The organism is Faecalicatena contorta (assembly GCF_003149105.1).
In the GTDB taxonomy this organism is placed as follows: domain Bacteria; phylum Bacillota; class Clostridia; order Lachnospirales; family Lachnospiraceae; genus Muricomes; species Muricomes contortus_C.
This window is the reverse complement of sequence record NZ_QGDS01000001.1, coordinates 332,954-355,026: the sequence shown is the minus strand read 5'-3', so window position 1 is coordinate 355,026 and position 22,073 is coordinate 332,954. Positions and strand designations below refer to the sequence as shown.

At 44.1% G+C, this 22,073-nt stretch carries 19 protein-coding genes and 1 tRNA gene; 1 reads left to right on the top strand and 19 read right to left on the bottom strand.

All coding sequences use genetic code 11. The features are described 5' to 3' along the window. Positions 1-60: 60 nt before the first annotated feature. Positions 61-1,578, bottom strand: coding sequence for a glycosyltransferase family 2 protein (locus A8805_RS01730; protein ID WP_181392711.1), 1,518 nt, complete (start codon positions 1,576-1,578; stop codon positions 61-63). Between the two features lie 183 nt (positions 1,579-1,761). Between A8805_RS01730 and A8805_RS01725 the strand changes: the two genes are divergently transcribed. Continuing rightward, positions 1,762-2,793 (top strand): CatB-related O-acetyltransferase, encoded by a 1,032-nt coding sequence (locus A8805_RS01725; protein ID WP_109708472.1) that lies wholly within the window; start codon positions 1,762-1,764, stop codon positions 2,791-2,793. Positions 2,794-2,995: 202 nt separating this feature from the next. Here A8805_RS01725 and A8805_RS01720 read toward each other — a convergent pair whose 3' ends face one another. The 18 genes from A8805_RS01720 to A8805_RS01635 all read right to left on the bottom strand — a co-directional run bounded on the left by A8805_RS01720 (position 2,996) and on the right by A8805_RS01635 (position 22,073). Then, positions 2,996-3,871, bottom strand: coding sequence for a patatin-like phospholipase family protein (locus A8805_RS01720; protein ID WP_109708471.1), 876 nt, complete (start codon positions 3,869-3,871; stop codon positions 2,996-2,998). 211 nt (positions 3,872-4,082) lie between these two features. After that, a tRNA-Gly gene (locus A8805_RS01715) sits at positions 4,083-4,153 on the bottom strand. A gap of 126 nt (positions 4,154-4,279) precedes the next feature. Continuing rightward, entirely contained in the window at positions 4,280-4,747 is a 468-nt protein-coding gene (locus A8805_RS01710) for a precorrin-2 dehydrogenase/sirohydrochlorin ferrochelatase family protein (protein WP_330405676.1), read from the bottom strand. Positions 4,748-4,804: 57 nt separating this feature from the next. Continuing rightward, a complete protein-coding gene (locus A8805_RS01705) occupies positions 4,805-5,437 on the bottom strand; it encodes a precorrin-8X methylmutase (protein WP_109708470.1) in 633 nt (210 codons plus the stop codon). After that, on the bottom strand, positions 5,434-6,444 hold the full coding sequence (locus A8805_RS01700) for a bifunctional adenosylcobinamide kinase/adenosylcobinamide-phosphate guanylyltransferase (protein WP_109708469.1): 1,011 nt from the start codon (positions 6,442-6,444) through the stop codon (positions 5,434-5,436). Before A8805_RS01700 ends, A8805_RS01705 begins: the two co-directional genes overlap by 4 nt. A gap of 28 nt (positions 6,445-6,472) precedes the next feature. Beyond that, a complete protein-coding gene (locus A8805_RS01695) occupies positions 6,473-8,077 on the bottom strand; it encodes a peptide ABC transporter substrate-binding protein (RefSeq protein ID WP_109708468.1) in 1,605 nt (534 codons plus the stop codon). A gap of 126 nt (positions 8,078-8,203) precedes the next feature. Next, entirely contained in the window at positions 8,204-10,039 is a 1,836-nt protein-coding gene (locus A8805_RS01690; RefSeq protein ID WP_109708467.1) for an ABC transporter ATP-binding protein, read from the bottom strand. 117 nt (positions 10,040-10,156) lie between these two features. Next, positions 10,157-10,960, bottom strand: coding sequence for an ABC transporter permease (locus A8805_RS01685; RefSeq protein ID WP_242992221.1), 804 nt, complete (start codon positions 10,958-10,960; stop codon positions 10,157-10,159). Beyond that, a complete protein-coding gene (locus A8805_RS01680; protein ID WP_109708465.1) occupies positions 10,957-11,877 on the bottom strand; it encodes an ABC transporter permease in 921 nt (306 codons plus the stop codon). Before A8805_RS01680 ends, A8805_RS01685 begins: the two co-directional genes overlap by 4 nt. Before the next feature lie 57 nt (positions 11,878-11,934). Continuing rightward, the gene (gene cobA / locus A8805_RS01675) at positions 11,935-13,482 is read right to left on the bottom strand and encodes a uroporphyrinogen-III C-methyltransferase (RefSeq protein ID WP_109708464.1); all 1,548 of its coding nucleotides are present in this window, start codon (positions 13,480-13,482) and stop codon (positions 11,935-11,937) included. Positions 13,483-13,530: 48 nt separating this feature from the next. Continuing rightward, positions 13,531-14,415, bottom strand: coding sequence for a hydroxymethylbilane synthase (gene hemC, locus A8805_RS01670; protein WP_109708463.1), 885 nt, complete (start codon positions 14,413-14,415; stop codon positions 13,531-13,533). Between the two features lie 104 nt (positions 14,416-14,519). Further along, positions 14,520-16,037, bottom strand: a complete 1,518-nt coding sequence (locus A8805_RS01665; protein WP_109708462.1) for a cobyric acid synthase — start codon at positions 16,035-16,037, stop codon at positions 14,520-14,522. Then, a complete protein-coding gene (locus A8805_RS01660) occupies positions 16,030-17,070 on the bottom strand; it encodes a pyridoxal phosphate-dependent aminotransferase (RefSeq protein WP_109708461.1) in 1,041 nt (346 codons plus the stop codon). The genes A8805_RS01665 and A8805_RS01660 overlap by 8 nt, the downstream gene beginning before the upstream one ends. A 149-nt stretch (positions 17,071-17,219) precedes the next feature. After that, positions 17,220-18,197, bottom strand: coding sequence for an adenosylcobinamide-phosphate synthase CbiB (cbiB, locus tag A8805_RS01655; RefSeq protein WP_109708793.1), 978 nt, complete (start codon positions 18,195-18,197; stop codon positions 17,220-17,222). Continuing rightward, positions 18,194-18,793: a histidine phosphatase family protein gene (locus A8805_RS01650; protein ID WP_109708460.1), complete on the bottom strand. Its 600-nt coding sequence runs from the start codon at positions 18,791-18,793 to the stop codon at positions 18,194-18,196. The genes cbiB and A8805_RS01650 overlap by 4 nt, the downstream gene beginning before the upstream one ends. Next, positions 18,781-19,551, bottom strand: a complete 771-nt coding sequence (locus tag A8805_RS01645) for an adenosylcobinamide-GDP ribazoletransferase (protein ID WP_109708459.1) — start codon at positions 19,549-19,551, stop codon at positions 18,781-18,783. Before A8805_RS01645 ends, A8805_RS01650 begins: the two co-directional genes overlap by 13 nt. 28 nt (positions 19,552-19,579) lie before the next feature. Then, the gene (gene cobT, locus A8805_RS01640; RefSeq protein WP_181392710.1) at positions 19,580-20,659 is read right to left on the bottom strand and encodes a nicotinate-nucleotide--dimethylbenzimidazole phosphoribosyltransferase; all 1,080 of its coding nucleotides are present in this window, start codon (positions 20,657-20,659) and stop codon (positions 19,580-19,582) included. Further along, positions 20,640-22,073 carry a cobyrinate a,c-diamide synthase gene (locus A8805_RS01635; RefSeq protein WP_109708458.1) on the bottom strand — a complete coding sequence of 478 codons (1,434 nt, stop codon included), beginning with the start codon at positions 22,071-22,073 and terminating at the stop codon, positions 20,640-20,642. Before A8805_RS01635 ends, cobT begins: the two co-directional genes overlap by 20 nt.

Below are 22,073 nucleotides of genomic sequence, written 5' to 3'. Positions count from 1 at the left end.
AAAATCTAGTATCCTTCTTCGAGATATTTGCATTTTACAACATCCCCATAACCTTCTTTCCTATTTTTTCTCAATCCCTATCACAAATTCTGATACCACTAAGCGGGACAGACATATTTGCATTTCTGCTTCTCCCGCAGTACAGCCTGACAACAAGGTTTTCAGAATATTCATCTCTTCTTGAGACACTCCTGCCCTCCTTGGATGGCAGAATTTAACTTCTCCTGTTTTTTGAAGTTCTTTATATAAAACTTCCAGCGGAATATTCAAAGAAATTTGAGGATTATAACTCTCTCTCTTTCCAAGTATATTTAAAAATTCCCTTATACCAAAAGAATTTAACAAAGTCAAAATAATCAGTCCGCCCCTTTCGGTCATTGAAAATGCATCCCGCATCACTTTCTGCGGTTCGTGATACTGATTAATCGGTTTTCCAATCACAACATAATGAAAAAAACCTTCCGAAAAATAATCTTTTATAAATTCTTCCCTGTCACATGCCACAATGCCGGAACTGATTGTATGCAAATCCTCCATGTAACGTTCTTGCTGCGTAAAGGCAGATATTTCGGCATTCCATATTTCATAATTTTTCAGATGATTCTTGATATCAAGAGCTGGTGTACCACTGCGTATATCTATTCCCAGGATTTTGGGGGTCTTTGCTTTAGGTGAAGAAATATAAGGCAAAACATCGAAATAGAAGTTGTTTACATCATCCCACGCATCGATTCCATTCCACTTTTCCCGAAAGGCATGGCGCCCTGTAACTAAAGATTTCTGAAACTCTTCAATATCTTTGTCCTCTCCTATTTGAAAACAATGATCATGATGTATCCAGGTGTCTCCCGCAAGTATCGCTTTATACCCCATGCGTCGTACCCGGAATGTTACATCATCATCAGCAAAATCATGAAAAAACGCAGGATCAAATACCGGAAACCCTATAGCAAATAACACTTCTTTTTTAAACAGTGGGGCAAGTGTAATAAGTCTTAGCCTTTCTTGCCATTTTTTTGGTTCACTTTGATTAAACATGGCCGCCTTCTCCTGCATCTCCTTTTCAGAAGCAAACCCCAGATTATAACTTTGGAAATTACTGCAGTTAGAGGCCAGAGGTGCAACCATCCCTATGCTTCTATCCGATTTGGCACAAATCAGTAAATTCTTGAGCCAGTTTGCAGTCATCACAAGGTCATTTGCAATGAATACCATGTATTCCCCGATATCTTGAAAATCAATGTAGGTAAATGGCATCATGCCGCCTATATTCTTCGATATTTTTATAATTTTCTTTTTTTCGAATATTACGGATTTATAATATTCCAGTGTATCATCTTCAGACCCATTATCAATAAGTATAAGATTGTAATCAATGTCTTTTGTATATTTCAGAATACTCTCAACACATCTTTTTGTTTTTTCCACTCTGTTATACGCAACTACTACCAGTGTTACTTCTGCTGTCGTCCGAGGGCAGTGTGCTTCTGCAATTTCTATTCGGCTTGCTAACAGAGAATCCTGCATTTTAGGACGCTTACATTCATCTGTATTAATATAAAAGATATTTTCTCCCATATACATCTTCCCCGTATCATATAGTAGTAGTATTTATAGTCCCTCTCCAAGGACTTATCACTTCATTAGATTCAAAACAGTATATGCGATGTTTCTGAATATTTGAATAATTCTGAGAATATAAAGTTTAAAAGAGATTTCTTAGAAAAAATAGAAATAGAGAGCTGTCAAGGAGTAGTAAAAATGATAATAAACTTTTCCGCACTGCCGTATCAGATTACAGATATTAGGACCGTATCTGCTGTCATAGATAGAGACAGACCACCTTTTCCGATAGCAATTATTGATCAAGATTCATATATCGTGTCAAGTGAGATTCAAAGCGGTATAGATTTCGATACTGAACGGATTGCGCATAATTTTCATATTGGAAAATATTGTTCATTTGCTGATAAAATCAAATTTCTTCTTTCCCTCAATCATGATTATAAGCATGTAACAACTGGAGTATGTTCGTTTCTAAATGGTATTACTATAGAAAATGTATTGAGGCAGAATAATCAAATTATTATTCAAAATGATGTTTGGATTGGCAGCGGATCCACAATCATGAGCGGAGTAACTATACATAATGGTGCCGTTATTGCTGCAAATTCGCATGTTGTAAGTGATGTGCCTCCTTACGCAATTGTCGGGGGCAATCCTGCAAAAGTTATTAAGTTCCGTTTTACCGAAGAACAAATTGAAAAACTTTTAAAAATATCGTGGTGGCTTTGGAGCCCCAAAAAGTTACAGGAAAACAAAATGATGTTCACCAAGAGCATTGATGAATTTATTGAACAATTTTACGATGAGGCAGTAACGGATGTTCCATTGCTTAACTATAAAAAAACAAAACCTATTTACCTTTTATTTCCCGACTTTGAGGCGGATTATTCTCTAACAGAATATATCCTCCGTGATTTCTGCCGGAAATATAACAATACTGGTAAAGTAGAGCTGATACTGTATTTAAATTTGGATGATGATAAATTAAATGATACAATTATAGAGCAGTATACAAGCCAACTTAAATCCATACTTGTAAAACTGGGACAGGAAAATAATGAAAGCATTATACTACTCATTGATAATTTAGCTGACGAGCGTCCATTATTTCAACTTAGTGATTATTATATAACGACTCGCGCCAAGGAAACAGTACAAAGAACCTGCTATGCAGATATGTATAATGTGAAAGTCATTTCCGGTGTAGATAAACCAGTTTTTTATTAAAAGACCAGAATTTTTTTAATAACCAATAACGGGAAATAAAGTCAAGCCATCCTCATAAATTAATTTCCCCGCAAAACAAACTGGATTTAAGCTGCTCTTTATATTTCATAAAAGAAAAAAAGTGCTGTGGACCTTGCAAAACAGGTACACAGCACTTCAAACACAACCGCAAAGACAACAAGTCTCACTCATAAGCCGTTCTTCAAATCGGGACACCTAATGCTTTCTTAATTTGAGGCATTCTCTCCTTAGTCTCTTCATATCCCAAGCTCATGCATTCTGTCATATATTCAAAGCTTAATAATCCGGCTTCCTCTGGAAGTTCCGGCTTCAGCAAAAAACGCTCCTGGTTAGAAGTACATTCCTTTAAAGTTTCCCCCATAATTGAAAAAGAGTGGGTCAGCACCTCTACGATCGACCTGTCTTTCGGCTTTTTATACATGATTCCCGCACTTACGGCTAAAATATTATCTTCTCCAATCTCTGCCAGTAGATCTACCGGAAGATTATGTGTAATACCTCCATCGACAAGATAATACGGATTCCACTCTACTGGCTGAAATATTCCCGGAACCGAAGCACTTGCCCGGACGATTTTACACAGTCTTCCCCTTGTCTCCCACTGTATTTCTTTTCCAATCTCTCCCTTTTCCTGGATTCTGTTCGCGAAAACAATGGTCTTCCCAGTATTCAAATCCACCGCTGGTATAATCAGTTTTTTGGGAATCTCTTCTATTTGGATATCACCAATAATCCCACAGATGAGCCCTTCTAATTTCTTCCCTTTGATGAGACCTGATAACATGATTTCCTTTTTAAAAAATACCTGTGCAATTAACTTGAGTATGCCCCCAAAATCCACATCCACATACCACATTCCATTTCTGGCAAGCCAATGTACCCATTGTTCCAGCTCTTCCACCGATATTCCATAGGCATATAAAGCAGCTACAAAGGCCCCGGCACTTGTTCCAGATAGAGCAGCCGGTTTAAGCCCCTCTTCCTCCAGCGCTTTTAAGACACCTACATGGACTGCGCCTCTTGCACCCCCTCCAGATAAAGATAATGAAAATCTCATAAATACACTCCTGGCTTTATCGTCCTCTTTTCACTATATGGGCTATTTCAATATTTGGTGCTTTTCATTTTCCATTCTGGGGTTTGGGCTGATTCCCAGGAGATTTCCGGGGATAATGCAAAGATAATATAGTTTGCCCCCTTTTATGTTTTACAGGATTAAAAAAGTGCTGTGCACCCAGTAAATACGGCACATAGCACTTCAAACACAAAGCAGATAACGGGAATCGAACCCGCCTCTCCAGCTTGGGAAGCTGGCATTCTACCAATGAACTATATCTGCACCACGTAATTATTATACTGCTCATGTTATGCAAAAGCAAGAAAGAATTTCTTATTTTCAGGATTCGGGATATGATTTTTTCACTGAATGAATGATGTGGTTTGCCTGTGCATAACAATTCGGCATTTAAAGTTCTCCTTCTAGTTTCTCCCGCAGCTGTTTTACCTTGCCAGGATTGTTCCCGCTGGAATTTATACCTATGACAATCTCATCTCTCGTTATGACTGACGGAAAATAGAAGTCGCACAGGCTTCTATCGTCCGCTACATTAATCAGAATTTTTCTGCCGCTTTTTTGTTCCTCTTCCCTGCAATCTGTTAAAATGCGGTGGTTCAATTGTTTGTTATTTGTAGCTGCCAGGACCATGTCGGCCTCCCTAATGTCCGCTTCTTTATAACCTCTGCGCACACAATGGATTTTTCCGGCCGATTCAAGTTCTTTTAGGGACTCTGTAGTTTCCGGGGCTATGACAGTAATACTCCCGGCAAACTGTGTAAGTACCGCTACCCGCCTGGAGGCAATCTTCCCGCCCCCGACAGCTACAATCTTCATTTCTGATATATCCACAAACATGGGAAAATATGCTTTTTCCAACCGACTCACCTCTCAAAAAATATTCCAAATTTATCTAGATAATTTTCATGGATGAAATTACAGCATATACAACAGTGCATTACAGATGCACGCCGCAATGTTGCTTCCGCCTTTTCTTCCTTTTGCTACAATCGACGGTATTTCTTCCAGGTCTAGTATTAGTTCTTTTGACTGAACAACATTTACAAACCCAACCGGCACTGCAATGATTAGTTCCGGTTTCAGTTTTCCTTCCTGTACCAGTTCATAAAGCCTGACCAGAGCGGTAGGGGCATTCCCTACAGCAAAAATCAGGTTTTTATCTAAGGCAGCCGCCTTATCCATGCTGGCGGCGGCACGGGTAGTTCCCTGCTCTTTCGCTGTCTGTGCCACATCCTCATCGGACATGAAGCAGTAAACTTCTCCGCCGTACTGCGCCAGTGTCTTCTTACTAATTCCGGCTTTTCCCATTTGTGTGTCTGTAACAATAGAGGCTCCGTTTTTCAAGGCATTCAGTGCGCGCTCTACTGCATTCTCCGTGAATACAAGATTTTGGGCATAATCAAAATCTGCACTGGTGTGAATACATCTTTTTACAATCGCTTCTGTTCCTGGAATCAACGGAGTGTCTCCCAATTCTTCTGTAATGAGTTCGAAGCTCCTGGCCTCAATTTCCTCTGGCAGTACCTTTTCTAATTCTATATGATTCATATTCTCTTCTCCTCATTTTTTAATGGTATTCCCACACCACACACTACCCTGTCCACCCGAAGGGAGCGCTCTGCCAGTTCTGTACAAATACGGCCGGCCTGTTCCCTGAACTTCCGCTCAAACGCATCCGCAGGAACCAATCCACAGCCAATCTCATCCACTAGAATTACCAGCCCCGGGTTATTCCGTGCAATGGAATCTGCCAGTCCTTTAAACTCTCTGCCTTCCTTCAGCATCCTTCTAATATATTTCTCAAAATGATAAATTCCTTCACAGGTGTAAACTTCTTCCAGAGGACAGCTTTCACCGTTTACCCAGTGCAGGTTTCCATATAGTTTTTCAGCAAACTTACGCTTTCCCTGGTAAGCGCCGCCTACCACCATTCTCAGGGTTTCTTTCTGGCCCATCTCTTTTCCTGCCGCTCCTTCTTTCATGTTCCTGAATGATTTCCCTTTGACCGTAACAGGGATTCCATACACGACTTCTGTTACCCTATCTGCCATCTCTGCCATATCCCGGTTGACTTTCGAAAGTACCTGTTTGTAAAATTTCATTTCTTTCGAATCCTCTGCAGAATCTGAGCAGACTTCATTTGTCACGATTACCAGATGACAGCTCATCTGCTTTAAATCTTTAATTCCCTGCAGAATTTTTTCTGCGGCATGTATCCCGGCTCCATCCGGCTCATATATTTCATTGGCTGTCAAATTAGACATGCACTCTAATAAGATACAGGGCTTCTCAGGATCTTTTTGAAAAAAAACTGATTTACTCAGTCTTTCCAATCCTGTATAACACTCCATGGTAAAAAACCCTTTTTTCTCTCTCATCATCTGGTGGCGGTGGATTTTTTGCATAGTCTCTTCACCATAAGGAATCATAGTAGCCACATATATTAAATTTCCCGCTGAACCATCTGCTATAGATTCCCGATGGTATTTGCAAATTATCTCTTCCGCAAAGGCAGATTTCCCGCTTCCGCTTCCTCCTGTCACAACATGGAACATGCCTGTCTCCTTACCTCTTCTATCTGGATTAATTTATATCTGCATACCTGTATTCTAATGCACCAGTAGCAGGATTCTGTGTGATTCCCGTAATCTGAGGGCGAATCAAATTACAGCTTTTCATAGAGTATAAAGGAATGATATAAAACTCCTCCCCCACTGCCAGGTACTCTGCCTCATGCATTAACTTGGCACGCTTCAGCGGATCTGTCTCTACGTCTGACTGTGCTACAAGTGTATCATATTTTTCATTTGAAATACCACTGCAATTGTAAGTGCTGTTGGACAAAAGCAGGGACAGATAAGTATAAGGGTCCGCAAAATCCGCCGTCCAGTTCATTCTGCATAGCTGGAAATCACCTGCTCTCCGGTCTGTGTAATTTACCTGCAATTCCTGAGCACTCAATTCAATGGAAATGTTCAGATTCTTTTTCAGCTGCTCCTGAATAACCTGTGCCGTATCGGAATCCATTTCTAAAGAAGGATATTTATAAGTTAAGGTGGGGAATCCTTCTCCGTCTGGATATCCGGCCTCTGCCAGAAGTTGTTTTGCTTCAGCCAGATTCTCCTCAAAAGGAGGCTCTGCTTCGTCTACAAAATAATTTCCAGTGTTTTTATCCTTCATATATCTGGCAATAAAATTCACGGCAGGCTCTGTATCCTCTCCCAGGACTTTGCAGAGCTCTTCCCGGTTGATTGCAAGATTAAGCGCTTTTCTTACCCGCACATCATCCAGAGGTTCTACATTTAAGTTCGGATAAATGTATCTGGTGGCTATTGTATCAGTAATCACCAGGTCATCCCGGCCTTCGTACAATTTCATTACAGAGGACTGTAAAGAAGGTGCAACATCCACCTCTCCGGTTTCATAAGCAGTTGCCATAGATTGCTGGTTATCAAAAAAACGGTAAGTAATCTGATCCAGCTTTATAGACTCCGCATTCCAATATTGGGGGTTCTTTTTTAATACAAAGTACTGTTCGGGTACATACTCTGATAAATAAAAGGGACCGTTGGATACGCTGGAAGATGGATTTTTATCCCATCCGCTTCCCACCTCATCCGCGTATTTCACACAGGAAGGAGTATAGACTGGAAGCCTCAGCAAATCCAGAAAATACACACATGGTTTCTCTAATATAAATATAAGGGTATTGTCATCCGGTGTCTTCACGCCCAGACTGTCCGCATCGGCCTTTCCATTGTAAATAGCTTCTGCATTCTGAATCGGAAAAAGATAATTTGCATAACCATTTCCACTTTTGGGGTCCAGCGCTCTGAGCATCGTATTGAGAAAGTCAGCAGACGTCACCGGAGTTCCATCTGACCACATAGCATCTTTACGCAGATGAAATGTCCATATGGTAGAATCATCATTTACCTCATAAGACTCCGCTGCCCGGTATTCAATCTCACCGGCTTCATTGTAGGTCAGCAATTCATCCAGTGCAGCAACAGAATAGGCAAGATAGGTCAAAGCTATCATCCCCGCAGGGTCCAGTCCCCCGGTTTCACTATTTGTTGCCACCACAATTTCCTTCTGTTCTTCTGTTTCCTCCTGTCTTCCGCACCCACTCAAAATGCAGGTTCCAAACAGAACAACAGACAACAAAACACTTAATATTTTTTTCATCTTCCGCTCCTTACTTATATTCACTTAGTGAGTTTTTTTCCAACCTAGTAGTAAAGCACAACCAGCTGGCTTAATGAAAGTTTACCAATAGGGGGGCCTTTCGAACTTAGCAAGATGGTTGTTTCCTTATATCTGAGAACTCATCTTGTAGTCATCACTTCTTCTGCCGGTATGTTCTTGTGAATACAGGAAACAGGCAATCTCCCGTTCTTCAAAAGAATATGTCTCCAGTCTCTGGGTATGGCAGCATTCCATAGTATATCCGCATCTGGAGGCAAAGGGGCAGGCTGTATCAGAAGCCTGCTCTCCTCTTAACTCTTCCACTTTCCACATACCCCGCCGTTTTCTGGCTATCCTGGGATCGGGTGTCAAAATTGCTGACAAAAGGGTCTTTGTGTACGGGTGCCAGGGATCTTCATAAATGCTCCTAGTATTTCCCACCTCTACAATACGGCCGCCATACATGACTCCCATTCTTTGGCTGATTCTTTTTACAACACTTAAATCATGAGAAATAAACAAAGTGGAAATTTGCCGTTCCTTCTGTATTTGTTCCAGAAGCTCCAGTATTTGCTCCTGTGTGGAAATATCCAGAGCAGATACTGGCTCATCACATACAATCAGCTCTGGCTCCAGTATCAGTGCTCTTGCAATTCCAATACGCTGGCGCTGTCCTCCGGAGAATGCACGGGGATATTTTCCCGCATCTTTTAAGGAAAGGCCGACCATCTCTAAAAGTTCTCTTATTTTTTGATTTCGTTCCCCCATAGACAATTTCGTATTGATAAGAAGCGGTTCCTCTAATGTCTCTTGAATTGTCATCCTGGGATTTAAGGATGCATATGGGTCCTGAAATACCATCTGAATCTGCCGGTTCATCTGTACAAGAGGCTTGCCTTTAAACATTATACCGCCCCCCGTAGGCTGATGCATTCCGGTAATCATTCCGGCCAGTGTGGTTTTTCCGCATCCGCTTTCTCCAACCAATCCAAAAGTTTCTCCTTTACAAATATGGAAGGAAACATCCTCCACTGCTGACTTGTCTCCCCTTAAATTCCATCTGCTTTTAGCCAGATACTGCTTTGAGGCATGTTCTACCGAAAGCAGCGGCTCCCGGCCCCCCCCCTTATCAGAGGGTTCCTGCAGCTGAGAGGCTTTATCAATAAGTTCTTTTGTATATTTTTGCCGGGGTTCCCAGAAAATCTCTTCTGTAGTACCTTCTTCTATGATTTTTCCGTTTTGCATCACAATTACCCGGCTGCATATAGATGCAATAACACCCAAGTCATGACTTACAAACAAAACAGAAGTTCCTGTTTCTTTGGAAATTCTATTTAGAAGCTGAAGAATCTGCCCCTGTACGGTAACATCCAAAGCAGTCGTCGGCTCATCCGCAATTAACAGTTTCGGCTCACAGGCAAGTGCAATTGCAATTGCCACTCTCTGCCGCATACCACCCGACAACTCAAAAGGATACTGGGTCAGCCTCCTGGCGGGCTGCCGGATTCCTACCATATCTAAAAGCTCCAGCGCCCTCTCTTTTGCCTTATTCCGGCTGCATGTTTTATTGTGGACACGGATGACTTCCGTAATCTGCCTGCCGATTTTTACCGTAGGATTTAGATAGGTCAGTGGGTCCTGAAATACCATAGAAATATGTTTTCCGCGGATTCTTTCCATTCTCTTTTCATAAGCTTTCTGCTCTTGCCTGCCGGATTTCCTGTTACAGGGGGGTGTGATATCTTCCTGTTCAAGGAGCAGCTTCCGGCATCTGATTTCAGCCCGCTCAGGAAGAAGCCCTAAAATGGCTTGCATAGCGGTACTCTTTCCAGAACCAGATTCTCCTACAATCCCTACAATTTCTCCTGGCTCCACCGTAAATGTGACACCTCTTACCGTTTCTCCTTTGGCATGTCTGTCATGAAATTGTACACTCAAATCCTGTACACACAATACACTCATTTTCAAATCCCTTTCTACTTATGCCACTTAGGCTTGGTCTTTTCAAGCCTTAGCGGCAAAGTACATCCTGTGGACTTTGGCGGGGTACTTTCATGCCTTAGTCACATGGATGTTTCACTAATTTCTGCGCTCTAGTCCCGCTCCTATCAGGTTCATGGACAAAATCAGAATACAAAGGACTAAAACAGGATACAGCATTTGGGTGGGGTAAACCAGCATCTGACTCCTGGACTCCTGAATCAAAGTCCCCAGGCTGGCGGCGGGTGCAGATATACCTACGCCTACAAAGCTTAAAAATGCCTCTGTGAAAATGGCTTTTGGAACCAGGAAGGTCACATTTACAATGACAGGTCCTAACCCGTTTGGCAGGAGGTGCCGCCTTAATATTCTGCCTGGTCTGGCTCCTGCCATCCTTGCTGCAATACAAAACTCCTGATTTTTAAGCCGCATTACTTCCCCTCTCACAACCCGGGAAAGTTCAATCCAGCCTGAAATACAGATTCCCAAAAGAATACTTCCCACATTTGCACCCAATACCAGCATAATCAAAATCACGTAAAGTAAAGAAGGAATGGAATCTATGACGTCAGCAAGACGCATTAAAAGGATATCAGCTTTGCCTCCTGCATATCCTGCAATACTTCCATATAAAATCCCCAATGTACCACATATCAGGGCACTTCCAATCCCTACAAGAAGGCTGATTCTGGTCCCGTACCAGACTCTCACAAAAATATCCCTGCCAAACTTATCGGTGCCAAATATATGAAAAAATGAAGAGCCGGAATTCTGGATATTTACATCCTGGGCCTGATAAGAATAAGGGGAAAAAGCCGGCACCAATATAGCCAGTAAAATAATCACTGCCAGCAGAATAGTGCCTGTCATAAGCAAAAGATTTTCCCGATATAATGCTTTCATCGAAGGGACCTCCTTATTCTGGGATCCAGCCATGCAGAGAGTAAGTCTGTGAAGAGATTGATTACAATAACTGTAATTCCCATAAACACAGTCAATCCCAATATCATTGTATAATCCCGGTTTCCAATGGAATTTACAAATTCACGTCCCAGTCCCGGAATGGTAAAGATACTTTCCACTACAAAACTCCCGGTTAAAAGAAAGGCAGCCGCCGGGCCAAGGTAATTCAGAACCGGGATCCATGCATTCTTCAGAATATGGGTTAAGGCGGTCTGCCGGAACCCAATTCCCTTTGCTCTTGCCATTGTCACATAATCCCGTTCCATTTCTACCCGGAAGGTATTCTGTACCAGCCTTGCAATCACTGCAGACGGATAAACTGCCAGTGAAATAACAGGAAGTATATAGCTTTGCGGACTTGTCAGCCCGGCAATAGGAAAAAGCTTTAGCCTGACTCCAAAGAAAAGCATCAGAAGCAGTCCGACTACAAAGTTGGGAATCCCCGTCCCCAACATAGTTCCAAGAAAAATGCCGCCTTTCACAATGAACCTTTTAGAAGAAGCCTGCCAGATGCCAAACACTGTACCGAAGAGTGCAGCTGTCAGAATTGCAAGTCCTCCTAATGATGCTGTAATAGGCCATGTACGGACGATTACCTCTGTTACAGTCACCTCCGGCTTTTTAAATGAAACACCCAGATTTCCATGCAAAAGATTCTTAAGATAAGTCTGGTACTGTTCCGTCACCGGCTTGTCCAACCCATACTCCTTTTCCATAGATCTTAAAATATCTTCTGACACGTTTCCATTCTGGAAAGGACTTCCCGGCATCATTCTAGTCAGGAAGAAAGCAACTGTCACAAGCATAAAAAGAGAAAGAATGCTCATCCCTATTCGTTTTCCAATATACCCCTGCATCAGCCCTCCTCCTTTCTTTACTATGCTAATGCCACTAAGGCTTGGTCTTTTCAAGCCTTAGTCACATGGATGTTTCATTTCCAATTCCTGCCCAAGCAGCTCAATCATACTGTCAATCGTGGCCTGTTTTGCAATCCGGACCTGCATACCATATTTTGTTGCTTCCTGCCCCGTCTGTTCTCCAATGCAGACTGCCAGGATATTTTTATATTCCTCAAGCTCCATTCCTTTCACAAACCCACGGACTGTAGATGCACTGGTAAATGTCACAGCATGAATTTCCCCAGCATGAAAAAGGCCCGATATCTGCTCACGTATGTGGCTGTGGGTTTTGTAATGCGTATGATACAGAGGAATATCTTCTACCGTAATCCCCGCCGTTTCCAGCGGCGGAATCAATTCCTCCGAACCATCTGCCGCCCGGACAACGGTCACCTGGCTTTGCGGGGCGGCCGTATCTGCCAGCTCCTTCCCCAGGCTGCCGGCACAATAAACATTAGGAACCAGATCCGCATGGAATCCATAAGTATTCAATGCTCTTTCTGTAGCGGAACCGATGGCTGCAAACTTCACCTCTGCGGCCCTTTCAAGGATGTTTCTCATATCCATCTTTTGCCTCACCATCTGCTCAAAGAATACTTGAACACCAATGGGACTTGTGAATACCAGCCATTCCTCCTCCGCCCGGTTTCCGAAATGTGCAAACACTTCCTCCAAAGCCGGATTTGGAGAAATGGCCTCTGTCACAATCGAAGGAAGTTCAATAACCTGGGCACCCAGGCTTCTGAGCTTTTCTGCAAGCCGGGAGCTATTCTGTCTTGGCCGGGTAATCAGAATCTGCTTTCCTCCCAGGGGCCTGTCCTCCGCCCAGTGAAAGGCTTCTGCCAATGCACAGACCTCTCCTACCAGGAGGATGGCAGGAGTCCCGATGTTGCTTTGCTTTGCTGCCCCGGGAAGCTGCGTTATGGTGGAGACTACACGGCGCTGGGTGGCTAATGTCCCTTTTTCCAGCACTGCTGCAGGAGTATCCTCATCCATACCTGCATCCAAAAGTCCCTTTAGAATCTCCTCCATGGAAGAAATGCCCATCAGGAAAACCAGCGTACCTTGGATTTTTACAAGAGAATCATAGTCTATTCTGCCAGCGCCGCCTTCCTTTGTATGTCCGGTAATAACATGAAAGGAAGAAGCATAGTTTCTGTGAGTAATCGGGATTCCGGCATAAGCAGGTACCGCTGCAGCCGATGTGACTCCAGGTACAACTTCAAAGGGAATCTGATGCTTTACAAGAAGCTCCAATTCCTCCCCTCCCCGTCCGAAGATAAAAGGGTCTCCCCCTTTCAATCTGAGTACCATCTTCCCTTTCTGCGCTTCCTCAAGTAAAATTTCATTAATCTCCTTCTGAGAGACAGAATGACTTCCGGAGCGTTTTCCCACATAAACCAATTCCTTATCATCCGAAATCTGGCTTAGTATCTCTGTACTGATTAAAGCATCATATACAATTACCTCTACTTTCTCCATCAACTGTTTTGTCTTCACAGTCAGAAGTCCCGCGTCCCCTGGTCCCGCACCTGCCAGCCAGACCTTTCCTTTTTTTTCCATCTCAGTCCTCCGTCTTAATTCTGATGCTTATACCTGCTTTCGCAAATTTTAGTTACATGAATATTTCATTATTTCCGCTAACTCAGCTCCAAGCTGCCGGGCTTTTTGGACTTCTCCTATTCTTACGGCAGTCAGGTAAGTATCATCTTCTTCCCGGTAATACAGGCCGGTAAGCTTCACTTCACCGCCTAAAACCCGAGCGTGTGCTGCCACCGGAGAAGAACACCCGCCGTCCAGTGCAGCAACAAATTCCCGCTCAGCCAGTGCCTCCGCCTCACTCTTTTTATCCTGCACACATTCCAGGTAACTATGGTTCTCTCCTTTTCTTCCCTGTACAGCCAGGATTCCCTGCCCTGCCGCCGGAACTATTTCCTCCACTTCAAAGATACGTCCTATTACCGACTCCATTTCCAGCCTCTTCAAACCTGCCGCCGCAAGAACCGTACCGTCATAACCTTCTTCTGTAAGCTTCCTTAACCGGGTTTGTACGTTTCCCCGGATTCCCCGGAACGTACAGGAAGGATAGAGCTTTTTCATTTGCAGCATCCGGCGCCTGCTTGAAGTACCAATCACACCCCTGTCAGGAATCTCACACAATCCGGGACGGTAAATCAATGCATCCCGTGGATCTTCCCTCTCTGTAAAGGCAAGGATGGGAAGGTCCTCGGGAATCTCCATAGGCATATCCTTGAGACTGTGGACAGAAAGATCAATCCGGCCCTCTATCAGCGCCTGATCCAGCTCTTTTACAAAAAGCCCCTTTCCTCCAATGAGTTCCAAGCTTTTATCCAGGATTCTATCTCCTGTGGTTTTCATAGTCACCAACTCCACCTGAATTTCCGGGTGATACTTCTGAATCCTCTTTTTCACTATTTCCGCCTGAATAACAGCCAGCCGGCTCTCCCGGCTTCCTATACGAATGACCGACTTCATGATCCACGTTCTCCTTTCTGCTTATGCCACTTAGGTTTTGTCTTTTCAAGCCTTAGTGGCAAAGTATATCCTGTGGACTTAGACGGGGTATTTTCACGCCTTAGTCACATGGATGTTTCCCTATCCAAGATGGTATAGATTTCCTTCATATCCAGGTTTTCCCGGATAACCTCTGCCAATTTATCATACTGCGCCTCTTTGTATGCAGACAAGTTCACCGCTTTGACAGCATCAGGCTTCAGCCCTTTTTGTTTCAATAGAACTCTGGTAAAAGCCGCCGCCGCTTCAGAGCGGTCAAACACTCCATGTACATAGCATCCGCAGACATTTTCCTTTGCTGCTCCGTCCAATTTGCAGCCTTCTCCCTGCACACCTTCTTTTAAAGAAAGAATATGACTGCCTTCATTCGTAAAACTGGTGGTCCCCATATGAATTTCATAACCTTCTATTTCCACCTGGTTAAAGCAGCTTAGGATTCCGCTCATATTTTGAAATCTTCCTGTCACTCTGGTTCTGGTCTTCTGTGGCTCAAACACGGTGCGCACCGGCAGGAGTCCCATACCTTTAACAGCACCTTTACGCTCCACCCCAGCCAGATCTATGATTTCTTCCCCCAGCATCTGATATCCTCCGCAGATACCAAAGACCAGTTTTCCTGCCCCGCTGTGCCGGATGATTTTTGCTTCCAGACCACTCTGCCGCATCCAGAGCAAATCCGCCATCGTATTCTTGCTGCCCGGTACAATCACTGCATCCGGGTTCCCAAATTCTTTCAGTGAGGACACATAGCGTAAAGTAACCCCTTCCATACATTCTAAGGCCATAAAATCTGTAAAATTGCTAATACGGGGAGTGCGGATTACCGCAATATCCAGAATCCCTTTCGCTTCTCTTTTATCAAACCGCCCGCTCAGACTGTCCTCATCCTCAATATCTAAATAAAAATAAGGTATAACGCCAGTTACCGGAACATGTATTTTTTCCTCCAGCATTTCCAGCCCCGGACGCAGGATTTCCTTATCACCGCGGAATTTGTTTATAATCACGCCTTTGATTCTCTCCCGCTCCTTTTCCTCCAAAAGCATCATAGTCCCTACAATCTGGGCAAATACACCACCCCTGTCAATATCCCCTACAAGAAGGACGGGGGCATCTACAAGCCCGGCAAGTCCCATGTTGACAATATCGTCTTTCTTTAAATTGATTTCTGCGGGACTGCCGGCTCCTTCGATGACTATAATATCGTATTCCTCTTCCAGCTTGCGATATGCTTTCAGGATTTCAGGTATATATTCCTTTTTATGCCTGTAATACTGGGCAGCGGACATCACACCCGTCACTTCTCCATTTACAATGACCTGGGAGCCGGTATCATTGGTTGGTTTTAAAAGGATCGGATTCATGGCTACACAAGGTTTGGTTTTTGCAGCCTCTGCCTGCATCACCTGGGCTCTTCCCATTTCCAGTCCTTCCTCTGTGATGAAGGAATTAAGTGCCATATTCTGGGATTTAAAAGGCGCAACCCGAAAACCATCCTGGCGGAAAACCCTGCACAATCCTCCTGTTAGTATGCTCTTTCCTGCATTAGACATCGTCCCCTGTATCATGATTACTTTAGCCATGTATAATTTCCTCCAATGCCTGCACCAGCAGACAGTTTTCTTCCCGCCTCTTCACCGCTACCCGGTAAAAGCCTTTTTCCAGACCCTCATAATTGCTGCAATCCCGTATCAGGATCTTTCTCTGCTTCAGCAATGTAAATAAATCATAACTACTTTTCAAAAGCATATAATTAGCTGAGGACGGAAAATACCTAACTCCTATTCTTCCAAGTTCTTTCTCCAAAGTTTTCCGTTCCTCAATAACAAAAGTGACTGTTTTCTTCATTCTTTCCGCTTCGCCCAGTGCAGCAATACCTGCAGCCTGTGCCGGAGCGGAAACACTCCATGGCTGCCTTACCTTCTCCATCTCACCAATCAATGTCTGATCCGCAGTAATCCCATATCCCAGCCGAAGTCCCGGCATCGCATGCATCTTTGTAAAAGCCCGGAGGAGAAACAAGTGAGGATATGTCCAGATTTCTGTGTGGGACAAGACATCTTCTGTATCTTCCAAGAACTCGTAAAAACATTCATCCAGCACCATGCGGATTCCCTGCTTCTCACATATTTCTGCTATTTTACAGAGCAGGGATCTCTCAATCAGATTCCCTGTGGGATTGTCAGGGGAACAAAGAAAAATTATATCTATATCCTCTGTCAGCATCTCCAGATAGTTCTCATCCAACTGAAAGTTCTTTTCCTCCTTCAAATAGTGGTAGCAGACTTCACATCCCCCCGCCTCAAGAGCCTGTGCGTACTCAAGAAAGGAAGGCGCTGTCAGCAATGCTTTTCTTGGTTTTTCTGCAAAAACAAGAGAAAATATCAAATCTGCGGCGCCATTTCCAAATACAAGCGTGTTCTGGGGAACCTGAAGGGCTGATTCCAGGGCCTGTCTCAATTTTCTGCACCGGCTGTCGGGGTAAGACCCTATTGTTTTCATCGCCTGGTATGCCGCCTCTATCACAGACGGACTTGGCCCAAAAGGATTCACATTTATGGAAAAGTCAATCATTCCTTCATAAGTGTAAATATCTCCGCCATGTACATAATCCATTATATTCCTCCTGCTTATGCAACTTATACTTATTGAACTACTAATGTTCAATAAGGCAGGTTTGGTCTTTTCAAACCTTAGCTGCAAAGTACATCCTGTCGACTTAGGTGGGGTCCTTTCCCACCTTAGTGACATGGGTGTTTCTTCACCTATATTATCTGCTGTATGGCTGCCATAATCAGCAGCTTTGCTACTCCAAAAGAAAGAAAGGATAAAATTGCAGTCCCATACAGCAATCTGCCCGCCCTGACAATATCTTCTACCTCCACGGGGCGGAGAGCATCTCCAATACATTTCTTTTTATATAGTTTTCCAAAGTAAAAAGCATCTCCTGCCAGTTGTATTCCCAATGCTCCTGCACATACGGCTTCGGTCTGTGCAGAGTTGGGGCTTGCATGGTTTCTTCTGTCTCTCCGGTAAATAAACCAGGCATTTTTGCCGTTCATTCCCAACAGATAAGCTGCCCCAATCATCAATACAGCAGAAATCCTGGCGGGAATATAATTCAGGATATCATCCAGTTTCGCAGCCACTCTTCCCAGATACAGGTATTTTTCATCCTTGTAGCCAATCATTGAATCCATGGTATTCACTGCTTTGTAAAAAAAACCAAGGGGAGTGCCGCCAATCATCATGAAAAGCAAAGGGGCGGTCACGCCATCGGAAGTGTTTTCCGCCACGGTCTCTACCGCAGCTTTAATCACACCTGTTTCATCCAGAGGTTCCGTATCTCTTCCCACAATCATGGACACTGCCTTTTTTGCTCCAGGCAAATCACCCTTTTGTATTTGTGAATAGACCTTCCGGCTTTCCTGTTTTAGGGATTTTACTGCCAAAAGCTGATAACACCAAAAACTTTCCAGGCCAAACCGAAGAACCGGATGAATACGTCCTGCGGCGTACAGCAGAATGCAGGGAATGCCAAAGGAAAGGACAAGGACAAGGAAACAGATGACTCCACCTGCCGTCAAAAGTTTTCCCGGATTCCCCCCGCATATTCTCCGTGCCTGCTTTTCGAAAAAAGCAATCCATCTGCCAATAAGTCTGACCGGATGATAAAGCCATGCCGGATCTCCGAATAAAAAGTCTAATATAAATCCTGTCCCACAGGCCATTAGTGACATCATAATTTCTGTATCTCCCTGCATTGTTTCTGCCCCTGTTGCCAGGCCTGTTCGTCCAAAGCAATACGGTAACCCCCGCCATTTTCTGTCTGCCAGTAGTAGAATTCTCTGCCTTCAACATCAAGCCAGGAGAGTACCGCCATAATTGTACCTCCATGCACAACTAGGGCAGCCTTCTTTGCCTCCTGTTCAATCCATAGATTTACAGCCTCTGAAAAGCCTTCCACACACCGTGCCTGGAATTCCCTGGGACTTTCCCCCTCTGGAAAGGGAAGGGTTCCTCCGGAATCCAGCCATCCCTTATAATCAGGCATGTGCTTTAGTTCCTCAAAATTTCTTCCTTCAAAGGTCCCAAAATCACATTCCCGCATTTTGTCATATAATACAGAGTTTTTTCCGGGAAATAAAAGTTCGGCCGTCTGTATACAGCGCCGCATGGGGCTTGCCGCTACTCTGTCTACATTCCGGCAGTCCTTTTTCCGTTTTTCAACCAGATGCATTAAGTCTGCGGTCTCAGCTAAAGACTCATCCGTTCTGCCAATATATTTCTTTTCCAAATTCCCTTGAGTCTGAAAATGACGTATCATTACAATCTCCATAAAAAACCTCCTATCGAAACAATCCCGGTCAACATACCAAGCTCACAAAGCTGCAGAAAATATCCGGCAAGGTCTCCGGTAATTCCGCCAAACTGCTTTTTGCAGATATGGCAGTAATAAAGAAACACAAGGCCTGCTGAAAAAAGTGCGGCTGCCCCTCCCTTTAAATCCAGCGAAAGCATCAGTACTGCAAGAAACGCAATATATACCAGCATTGTAATACGCACTGTTTTTTTCTGGGCTCCATCTTGAAATGTCTTCGCCAGCCCACTGTCCTTTGCAGATGGAAACATCACAACTGAAAATCCGCTTATGGAACGGGAAAGCATATATCCACAGCCAATCACCGGAAGCATCTCCATTGTAACCTGACTCCACAGTGCCACGCTCCACAGGAAATAACAGCACATTCCAAGAATGGCAAACGCTCCGGCATGAGGATCTTTCAGAATTTCCAGTTTTTTCTCCCTGTCTCCGTAGGAACTTAGGGCATCCATGGTGTCCATAAAACCATCCATGTGGATGCCGCCTGTTACCAGGACCGGTAAAAGGGTCATCACTGCTCCAAAGAACAAAGGTCCGAAACCAGACTTGAGAAGCAGGCCGCCCAAGAAAATTTCCAGTCCTCCAAGAACCACCCCTACAAGGGGGAAAAAGCACATTACATATCTCAAATTTTTTTCATCCCAGTCTACACGGGGCATGGGGATTTTGGAATACATAGAAATTGCAATTGCACAGGATCTGAGCAGATACATAAGCTTCCTCTTTTCTCTTCCTTACTTTTCACTTCAATACTTCATACTTTTCAATCCCAGTCTCCTCAAATGTGCTCATTTGGAGATAAACCTGCAAGCCCATTTCCAATAGGGGAAACACAGCGACTGCCCCGCTTCCTTCCCCTAGAAACATGTCACAGGTTAAAAAGGGTGATATATCTAATGCATCTAAAAGCATCTGGCCTGCCGGCTCTCTGGAAATATGTGATGCTATCATGTAATCTCTGGAATCAGGTGCCAGCCTGGCAGCACAGAGGGCTGCAACGCCCGAGATAAAACCATCCATAACCACCGGAAGGCGGCACATGGCTCCCCCTAAAAAGACACCCGTAAGTCCCGCAATATCCAAACCGCCTACTTTCGCCAATACATCCAGTACATCCTCCCTATCAGGCTGATGCATAGAAATGGCCTGTTTAATAACCTTGATTTTTTTCTCCAGCCCTTCACCAGTAAGCCCAGCGCCTTTCCCAGTTACTTCCTCCACCGGTTTTTCTAAAAGTACGGCTGCCACAGCGCTGCTTGTTGTAGTATTTCCAATCCCCATCTCTCCCGTTGCCAGAATGTCATAGCCCTGTTTTTTTAATTCTTCCACCATACGGATTCCTGTTTCAATTGCCTGCCATACCTCATTTCTTGTCATGGAAGGCTCTTTTGCCATATTTTTCGTGCCGTAAGCTATTTTTTGCCCTGCCTTCGTCACCGAGGGGACATCCACTGCCATGCCAATGTCCACCGGAAATACATCCACTTGAGCAACCTCACTCATAATGACCACACTTGCCGCCCTTTTCGTAAAGTTATCTGCTACGGCTGCGGTGACTTCCTGCCCAGTCTGGGTCACACCTTCCTCCACGACTCCGTTATCTGCGCACATAATGATAAGCCCTCTTTTCTTCAGGCTGAACTCTGGATTTCCCTTCATACCGGCTATACGTATGACTACATCCTCCAGCTTTCCCAAGGAAAACAAAGGTTTTGCAACAGATATCCAGCGGTGCCTGGCCTCTGTCATACTTTTTGCATCAGCGGGATGAATTTTTCCCTTTATAATTTCCAAGGTTATATTATTGTATTTTGCTGTCATCTTGCCTCTCCTTTTTTGCTTCCAGGATAAACCGCCGGGCAAACTCCAGATTAGAGTAAAAATGAATATGGGGATAGCCTGCAAACAGATTTCCCTCCATATGGATACATTCCCAGCTTCTCCGTTTGTCTGGCTTTACAGCAATACAGTCTTTTCCGTTGTCCGTGCTGTCCCAGTAGTGGAATTCATGTCCTCTTAGCTTCTCTCCCTTTTTCAGAAAAGCCCCTTCTTTCTGCGCCTCTATTTCTATGTAGCCGAACCGTACCAGCTTTCCGGTGTGAAATGCTTTTCCGGGAAATACACCTGTCATCTGCCGGAAACTCCCCTTGTCATCTTCCATTTCTTCATGCAGGTACATAAATCCCCCGCACTCTGCCAGACAGGGAAGTCCCCCCAGGATAGCTTCCTTTATAGAGGAACGCATGGACACATTTCTTTCCAGATCTTTGGTATACAGCTCTGGATATCCTCCGCCCAGAATCATTCCCTGAATGTCTTCTGGCAGGAAATTGTCATGTAAGGGGCTGAATTCAACCAATTCACAGCCTTCATTTTGCAAAAACTGAAGGTTATCTTTATAGTAAAAACAAAAAGCCTCATCTTGTGCAACGGCAATTCTTACAGTCTTTTTCTCCCTCAATATTCCTTCCTCAACGTCTCCGTTGTCTTTTGAATTCTTCTGAGAAAATCCTTTTCTATTTTCCGTTGCCTTCGAGCAGGCGGCAATAGAGAGAAGGGTATCCAGTTCCACCGTTTCACTTAGGAGTCTTCCGGCTTCTTCCAGCCTTTCCCGTATACTGCTAATTTCCTGAGGCGTTACCAGACCCAGATGCCTGCTCTCCAAACCGAAGACAGGATGTTCAGGAACGTAACCAATCACAGGGATTGCATATCCTGCCTGTGCCAACCCCTCTTCAATCATCTGCTTCATTTTGGGATATAGCATAGACGATACCCGGTTTAGGAGAATCCCGCATATATTACTATCCTCTTTAAATCCTATCATTCCCTGGATAACCGGAAGGACAGACAATGCAGCACCCTTACAGGAAACCACCAGAATTACAGGTGTCTTCAATGTTCTTGCCACGTCATAAGAGCTGGCTTTTTCCGAAGCTAAGGCCATGCCGTCATAGTAGCCCATGACGCCTTCAATCATTGTGATATCTGCATTTTCTGCATGTCTCTCAAATAGCTCCTCCAGTATCTCTTTCCCGTAAAAGAACAAGTCCAGATTTTCAGAATCAATCCCCAGCACTTCCCTGTGGAACATAGGATCAATATAATCCGGTCCGCATTTGCAGGCAGCAACCTTCAGTCCGCTCTGCCGGAAAGCCGCCATTAAGCCGCAGGATATTACGGTTTTACCGCTTCCGCTTGACGCTGCGGCAATCATAAAGCTTGGAATTCCCAT

Coding starts and splice junctions, on each gene's coding strand:
- A8805_RS01730 (WP_181392711.1), bottom strand. CDS start 1,578: ATGGGAGAAAATATCTTTTATATTAATACAGATGAATGTAAGCGTCCT.
- A8805_RS01725 (WP_109708472.1), top strand. CDS start 1,762: ATGATAATAAACTTTTCCGCACTGCCGTATCAGATTACAGATATTAGG.
- A8805_RS01720 (WP_109708471.1), bottom strand. CDS start 3,871: ATGAGATTTTCATTATCTTTATCTGGAGGGGGTGCAAGAGGCGCAGTC.
- A8805_RS01705 (WP_109708470.1), bottom strand. CDS start 5,437: ATGAATCATATAGAATTAGAAAAGGTACTGCCAGAGGAAATTGAGGCC.
- A8805_RS01700 (WP_109708469.1), bottom strand. CDS start 6,444: ATGTTCCATGTTGTGACAGGAGGAAGCGGAAGCGGGAAATCTGCCTTT.
- A8805_RS01695 (WP_109708468.1), bottom strand. CDS start 8,077: ATGAAAAAAATATTAAGTGTTTTGTTGTCTGTTGTTCTGTTTGGAACC.
- A8805_RS01690 (WP_109708467.1), bottom strand. CDS start 10,039: ATGAGTGTATTGTGTGTACAGGATTTGAGTGTACAATTTCATGACAGA.
- A8805_RS01685 (WP_242992221.1), bottom strand. CDS start 10,960: ATGAAAGCATTATATCGGGAAAATCTTTTGCTTATGACAGGCACTATT.
- A8805_RS01680 (WP_109708465.1), bottom strand. CDS start 11,877: ATGCAGGGGTATATTGGAAAACGAATAGGGATGAGCATTCTTTCTCTT.
- cobA (WP_109708464.1), bottom strand. CDS start 13,482: ATGGAAAAAAAAGGAAAGGTCTGGCTGGCAGGTGCGGGACCAGGGGAC.
- hemC (WP_109708463.1), bottom strand. CDS start 14,415: ATGAAGTCGGTCATTCGTATAGGAAGCCGGGAGAGCCGGCTGGCTGTT.
- A8805_RS01665 (WP_109708462.1), bottom strand. CDS start 16,037: ATGGCTAAAGTAATCATGATACAGGGGACGATGTCTAATGCAGGAAAG.
- A8805_RS01660 (WP_109708461.1), bottom strand. CDS start 17,070: ATGGATTATGTACATGGCGGAGATATTTACACTTATGAAGGAATGATT.
- cbiB (WP_109708793.1), bottom strand. CDS start 18,197: ATGATGTCACTAATGGCCTGTGGGACAGGATTTATATTAGACTTTTTA.
- A8805_RS01650 (WP_109708460.1), bottom strand. CDS start 18,793: ATGGAGATTGTAATGATACGTCATTTTCAGACTCAAGGGAATTTGGAA.
- A8805_RS01645 (WP_109708459.1), bottom strand. CDS start 19,551: ATGTATCTGCTCAGATCCTGTGCAATTGCAATTTCTATGTATTCCAAA.
- cobT (WP_181392710.1), bottom strand. CDS start 20,659: ATGACAGCAAAATACAATAATATAACCTTGGAAATTATAAAGGGAAAA.
- A8805_RS01635 (WP_109708458.1), bottom strand. CDS start 22,073: ATGGGAATTCCAAGCTTTATGATTGCCGCAGCGTCAAGCGGAAGCGGT.